Raw genomic sequence first — 16,367 nt, 5'->3', positions numbered from 1 at the left:
ATGGTCCGCTCCTCGAAGCCATGCCCGCCGATGAATCATGTCCGGCCGCGTCGGATCAACCCAAAGAGTCCGCCCTTTGTGCGCCGGGTATCAGGCTTCATCCTTCCGGAATGCATCCATGCGGCCCATCCCTACCTTGCTCGTCTCGACGCCCCAGCGTTGGCTGCCGGTCTCGGTGCCACCGCCGCCGCCGGATAGGCCCCGAGGAACGTTCGGAGCCTCGGTGACCGCAAGACGGCTTCGTACCCAGCCCGCACAAGGAGATCGACGTCGTCGCGCTCCAGCGTCAGACCCGTCGGGATCGCAAGCAGTCGATCCTTTTCGGGGGACTCCGGGCGCCCGGTGAGCGAAATGTGGACCAGCTCCGACGACACATCACCGCATGGCACGCCATTGACGAGGCGTCCCTGAGCACATCGGGCCTGGCGAAGCCTGTCGGTGAGGGCATTGAGCTGCTCTGTAACAGTGATCAGCGTCTCGAAATTGTAGCTATCGATCTGGGCGCCACTGACCAGACCAAGCATCTGAAAGAGCCCGCCGACCGTCCTGCGCCGCGCCACAGAACTGTCCTGCGCGCCTTGGCCATCCACGCTGATCATGAGGACCCGCCGCACCTGGAGGTGGCCGCTCTCCCTCAGGTCCGCGGTGGACATTGCCTGCGTCGTGCTGCCGGCGGCCCGCATCGCGAGATTGTCGGCGATGCCGCCGTCCGCGAGGTGTACGTAGCGGGTGCGCTCGGCATCGAGGTAGCGTTCCGTCCTGATTGCAGCTGCACCGGCGCGGGACAACGGGTTCTGGCGTTCTTCGGTGCCGATCCGGCGCAGCCAGCCGGGCCGCCGCCCGCCGCAACGCGCGGCGTGGTTGGTCAGGGTTACGGGCGAGAACAGGCCCGGGAAGCCGTTGGACGCGGCGACGGCACGCGCCACCGGTAACGCCGACAGATCGGAGCAGATCACGTCGAACATGTCCTGGTTGAACAGGATCGGGGTGCCGTAAGCGATGTCGGTCGCGCCGATGGCAATCAGGGGACGTCCACGCGCTTCGAGATCTCGGAAGGTCGCGCCCCGGAACATGGTGCGATCATAGGCGCGCTCCATGTAGTCGTTGGTGCCGACACCGGGATCTACGAGCCATCCCCAGTTCCACGGGAGCAAATAGGTTCCGTAGATGTAGCTGTTGGTATCGGAGTACAGGAAATCCCGCTCGAAGCCGCCGAAGGTCTGCTCCCGATGGAGACCATAATAGGCCGCGGGAAAGCTGCCACCCGAGACACCCGATATGGCATCCACCTGATCGAGCAACGGGCGGGGCCCGCTGGGCGTCGAGACCATGACCTCCCGCATGCCCCGCAGCGCGCCGTAGCCGAAGGCGGCGGAACGCTTTCCGCCGCCGGAGAAGGCCACAAGCACGACGAGGTCCGGCGCATCCTTGGAGACCGGGAGGCTGTCCAGGCGATACCCGCCCCGTGAGATGTGCTCCGCGCCCAACGGCTCGAGCCGCGCTTCCGGCAATGGCTGCGTGTCGGAGGAGACAACCGACGCGCAGCCCGCCATCAGAATCCCGACAGCGACCAGGAGGCCCTGACCGATGGTCTTCAACGTCGCCACTGCACCCGGGACCAAGGCCACGCTGCGCCGACGCTTCGTGTGCTCCGAGGCGAGACCCAGGATCATTGCGATCTTCCTTCGAGTTCAGCCGTTTCGACACGCCGATGCCGCGCGGCCGGAGAACGCCGTCCCCGCGGCGGACGAAGCCGGTCCTTGCGCGCCGGCTTCCGCCAGCCCGGTTCCTCGGCAAGGGGTAGCCCGCCTCCGAGGGGCGCTGGTGCAGCGAGGCGCGCGACGGGTCGATGGGACCGGCGCCACGCGTTTGAGGACCACGCAGGCAACGTGATCGTGCCCTGCGCGGCAGGACGCCGAAGACCCAGTCGGCCGCCCGCCGGCGCATTCCTCATTGCTTCGCCCCGACACGCTTCCGCTCCGGCGCTACCGCGCTCGGCGCGGTGAGCAGTGCATTCACGCGTTCCAGCCTTCGTTGCTGATCCGCCGTGAGCGACGGCCGCAGCGAAATGAGATGGCCAAGGCCGGCCAGAACGCATCGGCGATCCTCGTCAGTCCCGGCAAGCTTCGGCAGAGCCTCGATCGCCCGCTCCTCGTCGAGGTGCAGTGCAAGGAACTGCTGGCGCACCATCTCCTTGAATCGGACGAAGCCGGGGCGCTCCTCAGCGGGCAGCAGGGCCTCGACCTCCTTCAGAGCTGCAAGGCCCCGCTCATCCACCTGCCCAACCGGCCGGGCGACGTACATGACCGCCCGAACGAATGCCTCGACGACTCCGCCGACATCGACAGCCGCCTCCGCGTCCGCACGGGTCGCGCTCGCAGCGGCTTCCCGCGCGGACTCGCGTGCAGCGTGACGGGGCGTTCCGGCATTCTCCGCAGCAAGACCCAGCGCCGCCTGGAGTGCGGGCGACCCGTAGGTCGAGTGGAAGAAGTGCTCGGTAAGCATGTCGCGCGCCCGGCCCATGGACTTCAGCCAGAACTGGATGCCGTCGGAGACAAGGTGCTCCGCTGCCAGCAGCGGGTTGCGGTCCTCGGCCGAGCGTCGATCCTGCCGGACCAGCGCGGCCGCCGGTCCGACCGCCGCCATGAACGGGTTGCGATCCGAGAACAGCGAGAACTGCAGCCGGTTGGGGTGGAGCAGCCGCAATGCCTCCGCGGTCTGCGGCGTCGCCATGGCTCGCACCGCCGGCCGTACGAAGGTCGCGTAGAGACCCTGATTCACCTCGGACAGGCGCGCCACCGTCTCGAAGCGCCGATCGTCGGACGGATCGTTCCTGACGAGAGAGCGAAGGTCATCCAGCGATCGCCTCTCAAGGGCGAAGAGATAGCGCCCTTCACGAGCTGCGGGTTCTCGGTGTCGTCGTCCACCTCGGTGATGACGGCCTCGTAGAGGCCGGGCGGCATGAGGTCGACGAGATCCATGCACTGCGCGAACTCCTTGTACTCCTTCGTCGCGACCTTGCCGGAGACGAAGACCCCGAGATGACCGACGCTGGGGTGCAGGGAGTAGACGATCGTCTGCCCGTTGGAGACGATCTCGTCCTCGCGCTCATAGAGGTCGAGGATCCAGCCGAGCGCCTGCGGTGGTGGCGTGATGTCGTCACCCCAGGAGCAGAACACGATGATCGGCGTGCGAATGTTCCGCAGGTCGATGCGCAGACCCTGCGCGGTGCGGAGCTGACCGGTGCTCAGCTTGTTGCCGACGAACAGGTTGTCGGTGATGTATTGCATCTCCTCGGCGTTGGTCAGGACCGGGCTGCCCCACCATTTCTCGAACTCGAGGAAGCGCGGCGCCTCGGTGTCGACCTTCGAGTAGACCTCGTAGAGCTTCTTCCAGTAGGTGTTGTCGGGGTGCATCGCCTCGAAATTGGCCACAAGGCTGGCCCCGTCGAAGATGCCGCAGCCGAGGTCGCCGGCGAGCGAGGTCAGCCAGGTGCCGCCGAGCAGGCCGCCGAGATAGCGCATCGGGCTCTGGCCGCGAATGCCCGCCCAATAGGAGAGCGGCGATCCGGCAAGGAGGATCGGCCCCGGCAGGTCCGGGCGGATCGCAGCCGTCATCATGACCTGCCAGCCGGCCTGGCAGTTGCCGATCAGGACCGGCTTGCCCTGGGCGAGAGGATGGCGCGCCGCCACGATCTCGACGAAGCGTGCCTCGGACAGGCAGACGTCCTCGATCGTCTGGCCGGGAATGGGATGCGGCACGAAGCCCACGAAATAGCAGGGATGGCCGGCGGCCAGCACCTCGCCGATCTCGCTGTCCTGCTTCATGCCGGCGATCCCGGGGCCATGCCCGGCGCGCGGGTCGAAAATCACGAAGGGGCGCTTCGTATCGTCGGGGACGGTGCCGGCCGGCGGGATGATGCGCACCAGGCCGTAGTTGACCGGGCGTTCGAGATCGCGGCCGTCCGCAATCAGCTCAAACTCGAAAGCGAGGACGTGCGGGGTGACGCGGGCGCTGTACTCGAGCGCATTGTTGCCGCGCTGGCGCAGCACGTCCAGGAGCAGGATCGCGCGCTGTGCCGCATCGAGGCAGTATTCGGTGACAGGGTCGACGGGCCAGGCGGGTGTCCGCTGGCCCGTCGGGGGATCCGCCGGCCTCACGGCGGGCAGGGTTTCGCGGCGTCGATCGGCAATCATTTGGGTGGACTGCGCTTCCATGTCATTCACTCCTCATCCGGTCGCTTCCATTGCAGATAGAATCCGACATCGCCCGGCATGCCGTCAGACCAGTCGAGGATCTCCGCGCGGAGCTGAAATCCGCGCGGTTTGAGCTCGCGCTCGTAGTAGGCGTAGGCGCGCTGGGCGAAGCCTTCGAGATGGTCGTGCCAGTCGGCATCATGGTTGGTGACCGCGCGTCCGGAGTCGGGCAGCCAGTCGGACGGAAACTGGAACAGCAGTGCCCTCCTGTCGCCGGTATCCACGGCCCTGCGGACGAGCGTCGCGACGATGCTCATCGCATCGGGCGGGATATCGCGCTCCAGGAACTCGCGATGCAGCTTCTCCCGTTCTGCCTTCGTGGCCCCGTCGTGGCTGCGTCTTTCCTCGTCGTCGCGCCTCTTCCGCTCCTGCACGTAGGCATGAACGGCGTCCGCACTCAGCTCCTGGGGGGAAAGTTCCATTGCGTTCGCTCCGCTGCTGCTGCGTCCTCCGTTGCGGGACGCAGGATGGTGAACGGGCCGGCGCGAGAGCCTTGTGCCTCGCGCGTCGGGAACCATCGGTACGAAAGGGATCGTGCATCGCGGTCACGTCCCGCTTCAGGCCGTGGTCCGACGGACATTCTCCAGATCGGCGCGACACAGCTCGCCGAACCGGAGAAGCCGATCGGGATCGGGTCGCTTCGACAGCGCCTCCCTGGCGAGTTCCCCCAGCCCGACGCGTGGCCGGAGTGAGATCTCGATGATCGCCCTCAGGGTGGCCTCCGCCTCCTCCACGACGTCCGGCGGTGCAAACAGCCTCATGCGATTGATGATGCCGATGAGCCGTTCTCCACCCTCGGTCAGCTCGGCCGCGTCAGTGTCGTGGACATAGGCCTCGATGAGCAGGTTTGACGCCTTCATCATGAACTCGGCGTAGAGGCCTTCGCGCTTCGTGATCTCCTGCGCGATGCGCTGGAGGCGGTCCTGATTGCGCTGCGTATAGATGGCGACGGCGAGTGATGCGCCGCCACCGATCAGCGCCCCGATAAGCGCCGCACCCGAGCTCAGCAGGGCTGAATCGATTTCCATCTCTGGTCCCTCACCGTGCGGCCGCAGCAATGCTGGCGTCAGGGGGGCCATCGAAGGCACCGATCGCAGCTTCCGCCGCCGCTTCGGGCTGAACCGAATCCGGGCCGGCCTCCGGCTCCCTGATGCGGAAGAAGGCGACGTAGAGGGCCGGCAGGAAGACGAGGGTCAGCACCGTCGCGACCGCCAGGCCGCCCATGATTGCGTAGGCCATCGGCCCCCAGAAAATCGTCGGCGCGATCGGGATCATGCCGAGGATCGCGGCGGCAGCGGTCAGCAGGATCGGGCGGAAGCGGTGCATCGTGGCCTCCACCACGGCATCCCAGGGGTGCTTTCCATGCGCCCTTTCGGTCTCGATCTGATCGATGAGCACGACCGAGTTGCGCGCGATCATGCCGGTCAGCGCCAGCACGCCGAGCATCGCAACGAAGCCGAGCGGCTTGCCCGAGAGCAGGAGGGCCGCGACGACGCCGATGATGCCGAGGGGTGCGACGCTGAGCACCAGGAACAGGCGGCTGAAGCCCTGGAGCTGGACCATCAGGACCGTGAGCGTCAGCAGGAGCATCAAGGGCATCACCGCGATCACGGAGCCCTGTGCCTTGGCGCTCTCCTCGACGGTGCCGCCGACGGCGATGTGATAGCCCTCCGGCAGGCTGGCGCGCAGCTCCGCGATCCGTGGGGCCAGCTCCTGCACGACCGTGGCGGGCAGCATGCCGGCGGTGACGTCGGCCTGGACCGTCAGTGTCGTTCTCCGGTTGCGACGCCAGACGAGCGGGTACTCTTGCGCGTACTCGACGGAGGCGACCTGGGTCAGCGGCACGGTCCTGCCGTTCGAGAGGGGCACCTGCAGCGTTCGAATCGTGGAGAGCGACATGCGCTGCTCCGGAGAGGCGCGAACCACGACGTCGACGAGGCGAATGCCGCTCCGCATCTCGGTGACCGTCACGCCGGACACGACGGTGTTCAGCGCATCCGCCACAGCCTCGGAGCTCAGGCCGAGCAGGCGGGCCTGGTCCTGGTCGACGCGGATCCTCAGCGCGCGCGCGGGCTCCATCCAGTTGAAGTTGATGTTCTGGACGCCCGCACCGCTGCCCATGACCTGCGCGACCTGCCAGGCGATCTCGCGCACCTGCTGCGCCTCGGGTCCGCTGACCCGGTACTGGAGTGGCCATCCGACCGGCGGGCCGAGCTCCAGCGGGTAGACGCGCGCGGCGACGCTCGGGAAGTCCGTCGCCAGTGCCTGTTCGAGGCGCGCCCGCACACGCTCACGCTGTTCCAGGCCCTTGGTGACAACGACCGCCTGGGCGAAGAAGTCATTCGGCAACTGCACGTTGAGGGGCAGGTAGAACCTGACTGCGCCTCGGCCGACATAGGTGCTCCAGTGATCCACGTCCGCGTCGCCGGCGAGGAGCTGATCGAGGCGGGCCGAGACTTCGCGAGTGCCTTGGATCGAGGACGTCTCTGGCAGCTGGAGGTCGACCAGCAACTCGGGCCGGTCCGATGGCGGGAAGAACTGCTGCGGGACGAGGCGCGTGCCGTAAAGGGAAACGCCGAACAGAGCCAAGGTCAGCAGGATCGTGATCCAGCGCGCGCGCATCGCCAGCACGAGGAAGCCGCGGAAGGCGCGCATGATCGGCCCCGGCTCCTCCGAATGCGGCACCTTCGGCTTCTTCAGGATCCAGACGCCGAGCAGCGGGGCGAAGAGGACCGCGACGAACCAGGACGCGATCAGCGCGATGGCGACGACGGCGAAGATCGAGAAGGTGTATTCGCCAGCGGCGCTCTGCGCGAAGCCGATCGGCACGAATCCCGCGACGGTGACGAGAGTGCCGGTCAGCATGGGGAATGCGGTCGAGGTATAGGCGAAGGTCGCGGCCTGTTCCTTGTCGTCGCCGCGCTCCAGCCGCGTGACCATCATCTCGACGGTGATCATCGCATCATCCACCAGCAGTCCGAGGGCGATGATGAGGGCGCCCAGCGAGATCCGCTGGAGGTCGATGCCGAAGAGCTCCATCGCCACGAACACCACGCCGAGCACCAGCGGGATGGCGAGGGCGACCACGGCGCCCGCCCGCAGGCCGAGGCTCAGCAGGCTGACCGCGAGGACGATGGCGACGGCTTCCCACAGCGCCTCCATGAATTCGTGCACCGCGTGCTCGACGGTCACGGGCTGGTCGGCGACGAGATGGGCTTCGATGCCGACCGGCAGGTCCGTGACGATCTCCGCCATCGTCCGCTCGACGTCATGCCCGAGGGCGAGGACATCGCCGCCCTGGCGCATGGCGATGGCGAGTCCGATGCCCTCCTGTCCATTGACGCGGAACATGGGCTGGGCGGGATCGGCCGGGCCACGCGTCACGCGCGCGATGTCGCCCAGGCGAAGCATTCGGCCATTGGCGACGAAATTGACGGAGAGGATGTCCTGTTCCGACCTGAAGTCGCCGGACACCCGCACAAGGATCTTTTCATCCTCGGTCTGCACAACGCCGGCGGGCGTCACCGCGTTCTGCGCCCGCAGGGCCTCGATCAGGGCCGAGCGGTCGAGGCCGAGTCCGGCCAGCCGCTCGGTCGAGAACTCCACATAGATGCGCTCATCCTGCGCACCCAGGACCTCGACCTTGGAGATGTCCGGCAGCTGGAGGAGGCGCTGGCGAACCTCATCCACGTAGTCGCGCAGTTCACGGTGCGTGAAGCCGTCCGCGGTGAAGCCGTAGACGATGCCGAAGGTGTCGCCGAACTCATCGTTGAAGAATGGCCCGACCACGCTGCGCGGCAGGGTCTGACGGATATCGCCGACCTTCTTGCGCACCTGGTACCAGATGTCGGGCACCTGGGAGGCCGGCGTGGAGTCCCGCAGATTGACGAAGATCGTGGTCTGGCCCGCAGTCGTGTAGCTGCGCAGGTAGTCGAGGTTCGGCGTTTCCTGGAGCGTGCGCTCCAGGCGATCGGTGATCTGCTGGAGCGTGTCCGCGACAGTGGCTCCGGGCCACGCGGCCTGGACCACCATGGTCTTGATGGTGAACTCCGGATCCTCGCTGCGCCCGAGGCGGAGGTACGAGTACACGCCGGCCACCGCGACCATGAGCATGAAGTACGCGACAAGGGAACGGTGCCGGATCGCCCATTCGGACAGGTTGTAGCGCTGCATCACACGGCTCCCTGCACGCGCACCCGCTGACCGGGCCGCAGCACCTGCACGCCGGCGGTGACCACGACGTCGCCGGCCTCGAGACCGCGCGAGATGACGACGCGACCGGGGTCGAAGCGCGCCACCTCCACGTTGCGCAGCGATACGGTCCGGCTTTCCGGGTCCACCACCCATACGGCCGGACGCCCGTTCGCCTCCGTCAGCGCGCTTGCGGGCAGGTTCACACCCGGCGGCGCTTCGAGCTGGATGCTGCCGCTGACCGTGGATCCGAGCCGCATGTTCTCGGGCGGGTCGATGATGCCGACCTTGACCTGGAAGGTCCGCGTGGCGGGGTCCGCCTGCGGCGACACCTCCCGCACGCGGCCGACGGCCCTGATCCGGGGATCATCGGTGAGCACGATCTCGACCTCCGGGTCGCGCGGCGCCGTGCGGATGAGCTGCTCTGGCACGTCGAAGACAGCATCGCGGCCGCCCTCGCGCGCGATCTGCACGATCATCTGCCCTGCGCGGACCACCTCGCCCGGTTCGGCGCCGACCGCAGTCACGGCGCCGGCGACATCGGCGGAGAGGGTCGTGTAGCCGAGATGATCCTCCGCGATCCGAACCTGCGCCTGCGCGGCGTCGACCTGGGCCTGTGCGGATTGCAACGCCTGCTGCGCGTCGTCGAAGCGGGCGCGCGGTGTCCATCCGTCCCGCAGAAGTTCCTGCTGGCGCCGGAAGGTCAGCCGGGCCTGGGTCAGCACTGCCTCCGCCGCCGACAGGGCTGCCCTTGCCGAGCGCAGCGCGTTCTCCTGGTTTTGCCGATCGAGCCTCGCGACGACGTCGCCCGGCCGGAGCGTATCGCCGACGTTGACGGGCCGTTCGAGCATGCGCCCGTCGAGGCGGAACGCGACGCTGCCCTGGTCCCTCGCGCGGATCTGGCCGGTCAGCGAGATGGTCTCGCCCGCCGCCCGGCCTTCGACCGTAACCACCCGCACGGGTCGGGCCCGTGGTGCCGGCGGCGCAGGGTCGTCACAGCCAGCCACGGTCGCCACGAGCAGCGCTGCCGCCACAAACCGAGACTTGAACATGGATGGACCCTTCTGAGCCGAGAACGATGAGGTAGGCGGCCGGCCTGCGACGATGGTGCCGTTCCGGCCGGCGGCCTTGACTTGCATCTAAACAGCTATCAAATTGCACTCGAGAGTGCAAATGTAAAATGCACTAATGAGTGCAACAGGGAATCGCCCATGCCTGACGACAGAGCTTTGAGTGACGCGGCTCCGAAGGTGCGACGCGGCGGGTCGCGGGAAGCCATCGTGGAGGCCGCCGAACGCCTCTTCCTCGAGCGCGGCTTCGGTGCCGTCAGCATGGACGAGCTGGCAGAAGCCGCGGGCGTCGCGCGTCGGACGCTCTACAATCAGTTCGCGAGCAAGGAGGAGATCTTCCGTGAGATGCTTCTCAGATTCGCGGGGCAACTCGAGCATGCCTTGCCGCCCGGGGTCGAAACCCAGGGTGATGTCGAGGAGGTGCTTCGACTGATTGCGCGAGCGATCCTGAAGCTGCACGAGCGCCCGGGCTATCTCGGCTTCATGCGCATGGTGGTGGCCGATTCTCGGCAGTTTCCCTGGATCGCGGAGGCCTTTGCGGGCGTCATGGAGCCTCAGGCGGAGCGCTTCGCGCGCTACATCGCGCACCTGACCGCGATGGGCATCCTCGACTGCCCGAACCCAACGCTGGCGGCGCGGCAGTTCACCGGGATGCTCAATGACTTCTTCCTGTGGCCTTGGATGATGGGCCGCAAGAATCTTCCGGCACCGGCTCCGGTTCTGATCGAGGAGACGATCCGAATCTTCCTGCTGCGCTATCGCATGTCGCGGCCGAAAGGCAGCGGTGATGATGGCAGAGCCTGACTCCGCTGGAGCCTCCTGCTCGCCCCGCGCTGCGAAGCATCCTCGGCTTCACTGGCGCCGCGTGGCTGCACCTGGCCGGCGGACGCCAAGACGCCCGCCGATCGGCGCTGACGTCTCCACGGGAGCGCCGAGCGACGACACCGAGGTCTGCACTCTGACCAGCGCCAGGCGAACCAGCCCCCTCGCTTCCGGATAGGCCGGGGCTTCTCCCCAAGTCACGCGTCGACTTCGGAGCGGCTGCCGTTGACCGGTAGTGTAGACGAAGCCTGACAATGATTGCGATCCCAGCATCGCCGTTCGATCTGGCCGCGTGCGGCTCGGTTTCGGCGTCACGCAAGCGCTGCGCTGCGGGTCACATGCCTACAGAAAGTCAATCGCAATGGACGCTGCTCACCACCTCATTCTCCTCGCCGGCGCACTTGGGCTGCTGAGCATCTTTGTCGGGCTCTTCTCCGCTCGCTTTGGCACGCCGTTGCTGCTGGTGTTCCTGGCAATCGGACTGCTGTTCGGCAAGGAGGGGCCGGTTGGCCTCGTGTTCAACGATTTCCAGACCGCCTACCTGATCGGCAGCGTCGCCCTTGCGGTCATCCTGTTCGAGGGCGGGCTCAAGACGAAGCGCAGCATGCTCAAGATCGCGCTATGGCCTGCGCTGGCGCTGGCCACGGCCGGGGTCGCGATCACCGCCGGCGTGGTCGGGCTCGTTTTCGCCCTGCTTCCCCCTCCGCCCTTGCCCTACTCGTTTTGGGTCATTGCTCTTCTCGTTGGGTCCATCCTTGCGCCGACCGATGCCGCAGCGGTAGCAACGGTGCTGCGCCGCGCCGGTCTCGCGCTTCCCGAACGGATCACGGCCGTGCTCGAGGTGGAGTCCGGTCTCAACGACCCGATGTCGGTCTTCCTGACCGTACTTTTAACTCAGCAAGTCCTGACCCCGGGCAGTTTCACGGTGGAGCACGCAGCCCTGCTCTTCGCGAAAGAGATGGGTGGAGGTGCGCTGCTCGGCGTCGGCGGGGGCTACCTTCTGCTGCTGGTTCTACGGCGCCTGGTGGCGGAGACCGCGCTTTACCCCGTGCTGGCGCTCATGGGTGCACTGCTGCTGTTCGGTGCTGCGCAGAGCCTCGGTGCGAGCGGGTTCATCGCCGTCTATCTGGCGGGCGTCGTCGTCGGGACAGCTGAACACCGGTCAGGTCCGGCCGTCGGGCACTTCTTCGAAGCAATCGGCTGGCTGGCGCAAATCGTGCTCTTCCTCATGCTGGGTCTGCTTGCCACCCCTCACACGATCCTTTCGGTCCCTTGGTTCGTGTTTGCCGCCATCACCGCGACCCTGCTCCTGGTCGCGCGGCCGATTGCCTGTAGCGCGTGCCTGCTGCCGTTCGGCTTCACCTTGCGCGAGACGGCGTTCGTCTCTTGGGTGGGCTTGCGGGGCGGGGTACCAATCTATCTGGTCATCATCCCGATGCTCGCGGGGATGACGGATGTGAAGCTGCTGTTCGAGTCGGCCTTCGTGGTCGTGGTCATCTCGCTCATCGTGCAGGGCTGGACAATCGGGCCGGCCGCCCGGCTTCTGGGGTTCCGAGGGAGACGCGAGCAACTGGGCGCATGATCGGCCGCCTCTTCGCGCCGCAGGTCCGGTCTCGGAATATGCGGCGCCTTTCCTTCTTCGGCCGCAGTCGCACCACGCGTGCTCGCGCAGCCGACCGGCCGCGTGAATGGTAGCCTGCGCCGCGCGGCGCAGGCGCTGCCGCCGGCGGCGATGGTCTTCGCCGTGCTGCACGGCATGGGCAACGGCGTGCTGGCCATCGCCAGGGGAACGCTGCCGATGGCCGTGTTCGGACCGGCCGGCTACGGCGCAAGGCTGGGCTGGCTGGGCGCGCCGGGGCGGTTGCTCCAGGCCACGGCGCCGTTCCTGTTCGGGCGATTGATGGAAAGCGCCGCCGCCAGCGTGGCGCTGGCACTCACGTCGGCCCTGTCGCTCGCCGCCTGCGCGGCGTCGCTGGCGCCGCGGGCGGCGCGCTGAGGGCGGCCGGCCGCTCCGCCATCGCCTGGACCACCCAGCGGCGGAAGGCGGCGACCGGCGGGCGGGCGAGCGCCGCCTCGGGACAAACGAAGTGGTAGGCGAAGGCGGAGCCCAGGCTGCCCGCCACCGGCCGGATCAGCCGCCCGGCCGCGAGGTCGCCGATCACCAGGGAGGTATTCGCCAGCGCCACACCCTGCCCGCCGAGCGCCGCCTCGATCGCCGCCGAGGCGTCGCGCAGCCGCACCAGTCCCGCGGGATCGGCGCCCGTCACGCCCTGCGCGGCGAACCACTCCGCCCAGCCCTCCGTCATCTCGCGGTCGAGCAGCGTGACGCGGAGCAGGTCGGCCGGTCCCCGCAGGCCGTGCTCGCGCGCGAAGTCCCGCGCGCAGACGGGGAAGAGGTCCTCCTCCGCGAGGCGTTCCACATGCAGGCCCGGCCAGGGCCCGCGGCCGTAGCGGATGGCGGCGTCCACGCCGTCGCGCGCGAAGTCGGCGGGTTCGTAGGCGCCGATGACGCGCAGATCGATATCGGGCGCGGCGGCCCGCCAGGAGGCGAGGCGCGGCGCCAGCCACTTCGCGGCGAAGGAGGGCACGGTGCTGACCACGAGGCGCCGGCGCCGGCTGCGGCGCGAGAGTTGCGCGGTCTTGGCGGCGATCGCCTCCAGAGCGACGCGCACCGTGGCGTGATAGTCGCGGCCTTCCTGCGTCAGATGCACCCGGCGCCCGACGCGGCGGAAGAGTTCCAGGCCGAGCCGGTCCTCGAGCAGCCGGATCTGCCGGCTGACCGCGCCCTGGGTCACCGACAGCTCCTCCGCGGCGCGGCTGAAGGCGCCGAGGCGGGCGGCGGCCTCGAAGACGCGCAGGGCATTGAGCGGAGGCAGGTTCTCCATCGCCGCTATTGATGAGTTCTTCTCATCTGCCTGCAACCGCAATCGCCGTGTCCCGTGGCAGGCCGGGCGCCTAGCCTGCCACCACACCGGAGAGCCCCGCCATGTCCAGCACCGCCGCCGCAACCCGCCCTGCCGCCAACGCCGGCCTCGGCATCTCGCTGCCCCTGCCGGTGCTGCTGGTGCTGGGCGCGCTCGCCATCGGCATCGGCTCGGGCCTGGCGCCGGAGGAGGTGGTGCGCCGCTTCGGCCAGGGCTTCGGGCGCTCGCTCGGCGATTTCGCGCTGATCCTGCTGCCCTCCTTCCTGATCGCGGCGTCGCTGTCGCATCGCGCCCTGCCGGCGATGGGCGGCGCGGTGCGCTATGTCGCGCCCTTCGCCTCGGCGGGTATGATCTGCCACATCACGGCCTACGCCGCGCTGGCGCCACTGGCCGGGGCGCAGCGGCTGTCGATGGCCATGGCGGCCTTCGCGGGCTTCCTGCTGCTGGCGCCGGCCGGGCCGCTGATTGTCGGCGCCTCGCTCGGCATCGACGACCCGTCGATCTACGTGCTGGGCCTGATGCTGCTGGTCCCGGTGGTGCTGGCGGGCGAGGCCTGGCTGCGGCTGTTCCCGCTACCCACCGTGCCGGCAACTGCGCAGGCCGGTGGCGGCGACTGGGCCGGCTTCGCGCCCTTCGGCGTACTGGCAGGCGCCCTGCTCGCCGGCTGGCTGTTGCCGCTGCATGACGTGCCGCTGCTGGGATTCCTCACCCAGCCCAAGGGCGCGTTGCTGATGGCCGGCGTGGCGGCCTGGCTCGGCACGCCGGCGCATCTGCGGCGGGAATGCGTGGACAGCGCGGTGCGGCGCACCACGGGGTTGATGCTGCTGGTGGGCGCGGCGGGGGCCTTCGGCTTCATGGCGACCTCCGTCGTGCCGGTGGCGAGCCTGCTGCCGCAGGGCGAGGTCGGGCATGTCGTGGGCGTGCTCGGCCTGTTTGCCGCGGCCTCCGCACTCAAGATGCTGCAGGGGTCGAGCATGGCGACCTTCGCCGCCCTCGGGCCGCTGGTAGCACCGGTGGTGGCGCATCTTGGCCTGCCGCCGGCGCTCGCGGTCTATGCGATCTGTGCCGGCTGCTTTGTCGCCATCCTGCCCAACGACAACTACTACTGGCTGGTTCGACGCGACGCGCTGGAAGGCGCATCGGAGCAGGCCGCGCTGCAGCGCCTGACGGGGGCCGCGACGTGTCAGGGGGTCGCGGCATTGGTGGTGTTGCTGGCGCTATGGGCGGTGGGCGTCGCGGGGTGATCGCGCATGATTTGCCCGTGTGGAGATCTGGCTGATATCGGCCGCAGAAGGATGCAGCCTCCCTGCCTCCCCCGGACGGGGGGAGACAAGTGATGCCCGCCACCACGCGACCCAAATCAGCGTGCCTTCTGCATGCGCATCCTTGGGAACCCGCGTAGCCGCCTCGCCTCGCATGGCGGGCGGCTCGTCGTCGACCTGCGGCAACATCTGTCCGACCGGCGCGATCAGCTTCCCCAGGCGCGACAGCATCCGGAAGCTGGAGTGGAAGCGGCAGATCTTCCGCGCGGTGAAGAAGGAAGCGCCCGGCAAGCATCATCGCGAGGAGGCGCAGAAGGCGCGGCACGAGGCGCTCGCCACCGCTGCGGCAACGGTGCCGACCCGCGCGCGCGTCGAGATCGCCGGCGAGTTCGGCGACAAGCGCTTCCTGCTGCGGCTGGAAGCGCTGATCGAGGGCAAGCCCTTCGACATCGTGGGCCTGCGTCTCGAAGTGCCGACGCCGAAGGGGGCGCGGCAGAAGGTGCCATCCTAACATGGGCTTCGAGGTCACCTCGGAGCGGCAGGAGGATGTGCGCCCGTTCCTCGACAGTGTGAAGGCGCTGACGCAGGAAGCGGGGTCGGTTCTGGTGCCCGCCGCGCCGGTGGCATGAGTCAGAAGGGCGGACGGTCCGCCCAGGGATAGCCGGCGCGCGCCCTGTCGAAGGCGTGATCGAACAGTGCCCGCATGTAGGCCGGATCGAAGGACGTGTCCGTCCGCAGACCGAAATCCGGTCCGATATGGGCAAGACGGAAGGCGATGCCGTCGCGCACCGCATTCGCGTGGATGCGCGCCACGTCGCCGTGCCCGTTCGCGCGGATCAATGCCGTGACCGCTGTTTGCGCGACACCGAGGAGACGGCGCGCAACCTCCGGCGCACGGAGATCGTGCTGGGCATTGCGGATGACATAGGCCGCGACGGCGGGAACCGGCAGCCCCGCGCGCAACCGATCACGCCGCTGCTGGCCGAAGGAGTCCGGGTAGAGGAAGCTCTGCGCAAAGGTGCCTCCATCCACGTGCATCTCCTGGTACAGCCGTCCGTCGAGGCTGACGTCGAACATGGCGGGCGGAAAGATCCCGGGAATGGCGGCGGAGGCGAGCAGGATGCGCCGCGCGAGATCGAGGGCCCGCGGATGCCCGCTGGCCGCGATGGCGCCGAGGTTCCAGATCACCGCGACCTGGGCATCGAGGTTGACCGTGGAGATGAGAAGAAGCCTTCCCTCGGCATGGCCGCGGGCGATATCGGCAAGCATCCCGGCATCGAGGTGCCGCGCGATGGTCGCGGCCAGCGGCGCGTTGTCGGCGATCGCGTCTCCGAAGGCGGCCTCGATCCAGCCGCGCCGGCGAAGCACGTCCTCCTGGCGCAGCGTGGTGTATAGCGCGCGCAACTGTGCGTCGCGCGCCGGGCCGATGAAGGCGAAGGGCGCGATCAGGGCCCCGGCGCTGACACCCGTGACCAGGTGGAAGACCGGCCGCGTGCCGTGCTCGGTCCAGCCGCAGAGCAGCCCGGCGCTGAACGCGCCGTCGGAGCCGCCGCCGGAAATCGCGAGCATGGTCCGTTCCTGTGGCGGCGCGCCCTCGGGCAGTCCGAGGCGGTCGCGCAGGCGCGCCGTCGCGGCCATGAACTCGCCGCGCAGCGCCTCCACCCCGGCCGGGAGTTCCGGGAAGAACCGCTCGTTCGGCAGGCCAAGGAAGCGCGCCTCGGCCAGACGCGCGGCGGGAACGGCAGGCCGCCGGGCCGGGTCGGGCAGGCGGACCCAGGTGATGCCGGCGAAGGCGGCCGTGGCGGTGCCCAGGCCGAGGAGGAAAGCGCGCCGTGCCATGGC

12 protein-coding genes and 1 pseudogene are annotated in these 16,367 nt (G+C 68.5%); 5 read left to right on the top strand and 8 right to left on the bottom strand.

Going from position 1 to position 16,367, the window contains the following annotated elements:
• Window positions 1–131 precede the first annotated feature (131 nt).
• The 6 genes and pseudogenes from GXW74_RS19480 to GXW74_RS19450 form a co-directional block, all read right to left on the bottom strand.
• Window positions 132–1,673: a patatin-like phospholipase family protein gene (locus GXW74_RS19480; RefSeq protein WP_211848211.1), complete on the bottom strand. Its 1,542-nt coding sequence runs from the start codon at window positions 1,671–1,673 to the stop codon at window positions 132–134.
• A 277-nt stretch (window positions 1,674–1,950) separates the two neighbouring features.
• Window positions 1,951–4,196 (bottom strand): annotated as a pseudogene (locus GXW74_RS28055) (DUF3141 domain-containing protein).
• Window positions 4,197–4,222: 26 nt separating this feature from the next.
• Complete coding sequence (locus GXW74_RS19465; protein WP_211848209.1) at window positions 4,223–4,678, bottom strand: hypothetical protein; 456 nt, start codon at window positions 4,676–4,678, stop codon at window positions 4,223–4,225.
• Window positions 4,679–4,813: 135 nt separating this feature from the next.
• The gene (locus tag GXW74_RS19460) at window positions 4,814–5,284 is read right to left on the bottom strand and encodes a hypothetical protein (RefSeq protein WP_211848208.1); all 471 of its coding nucleotides are present in this window, start codon (window positions 5,282–5,284) and stop codon (window positions 4,814–4,816) included.
• A gap of 10 nt (window positions 5,285–5,294) precedes the next feature.
• Complete coding sequence (locus tag GXW74_RS19455; protein WP_246523692.1) at window positions 5,295–8,429, bottom strand: efflux RND transporter permease subunit; 3,135 nt, start codon at window positions 8,427–8,429, stop codon at window positions 5,295–5,297.
• Window positions 8,429–9,586, bottom strand: a complete 1,158-nt coding sequence (locus GXW74_RS19450; RefSeq protein ID WP_246523691.1) for an efflux RND transporter periplasmic adaptor subunit — start codon at window positions 9,584–9,586, stop codon at window positions 8,429–8,431. Before GXW74_RS19450 ends, GXW74_RS19455 begins: the two co-directional genes overlap by 1 nt.
• A 72-nt stretch (window positions 9,587–9,658) precedes the next feature.
• On the opposite strand from GXW74_RS19450, the gene GXW74_RS19445 reads away from it, so the two are divergent.
• The 3 genes from GXW74_RS19445 to GXW74_RS19435 all read left to right on the top strand — a co-directional run bounded on the left by GXW74_RS19445 (window position 9,659) and on the right by GXW74_RS19435 (window position 12,335).
• Complete coding sequence (locus GXW74_RS19445; protein WP_211848206.1) at window positions 9,659–10,321, top strand: TetR/AcrR family transcriptional regulator; 663 nt, start codon at window positions 9,659–9,661, stop codon at window positions 10,319–10,321.
• Between the two features lie 379 nt (window positions 10,322–10,700).
• Window positions 10,701–11,921, top strand: a complete 1,221-nt coding sequence (locus GXW74_RS19440) for a potassium/proton antiporter (protein WP_211848205.1) — start codon at window positions 10,701–10,703, stop codon at window positions 11,919–11,921.
• A 78-nt stretch (window positions 11,922–11,999) separates the two neighbouring features.
• Window positions 12,000–12,335, top strand: a complete 336-nt coding sequence (locus GXW74_RS19435) for a hypothetical protein (protein ID WP_211848204.1) — start codon at window positions 12,000–12,002, stop codon at window positions 12,333–12,335.
• Here GXW74_RS19435 and gcvA read toward each other — a convergent pair.
• On the bottom strand, window positions 12,274–13,224 hold the full coding sequence (gene gcvA, locus GXW74_RS19430) for a transcriptional regulator GcvA (protein WP_211848203.1): 951 nt from the start codon (window positions 13,222–13,224) through the stop codon (window positions 12,274–12,276). The genes GXW74_RS19435 and gcvA overlap by 62 nt on opposite strands.
• Window positions 13,225–13,325: 101 nt before the next feature.
• Here gcvA and GXW74_RS19425 point away from each other — a divergent pair, with 101 nt between their 5' ends.
• On the top strand, window positions 13,326–14,507 hold the full coding sequence (locus GXW74_RS19425) for a GntT/GntP/DsdX family permease (RefSeq protein ID WP_211848202.1): 1,182 nt from the start codon (window positions 13,326–13,328) through the stop codon (window positions 14,505–14,507).
• Window positions 14,508–14,526: 19 nt separating this feature from the next.
• A complete protein-coding gene (locus GXW74_RS19420) occupies window positions 14,527–15,036 on the top strand; it encodes a hypothetical protein (protein ID WP_211848201.1) in 510 nt (169 codons plus the stop codon).
• Window positions 15,037–15,155: 119 nt separating this feature from the next.
• Here the strand turns inward: GXW74_RS19420 and GXW74_RS19415 are convergent, their stop codons facing one another.
• On the bottom strand, window positions 15,156–16,364 hold the full coding sequence (locus tag GXW74_RS19415) for a patatin-like phospholipase family protein (protein WP_211848200.1): 1,209 nt from the start codon (window positions 16,362–16,364) through the stop codon (window positions 15,156–15,158).
• Window positions 16,365–16,367 lie beyond the last annotated feature (3 nt).

Source organism: Neoroseomonas eburnea, assembly GCF_018129005.1.
Lineage (GTDB): Bacteria > Pseudomonadota > Alphaproteobacteria > Acetobacterales > Acetobacteraceae > Neoroseomonas > Neoroseomonas eburnea.
The sequence above is the reverse complement of the archived record's forward strand: the minus strand, read 5'-3'. Positions and strand labels throughout refer to the sequence as shown.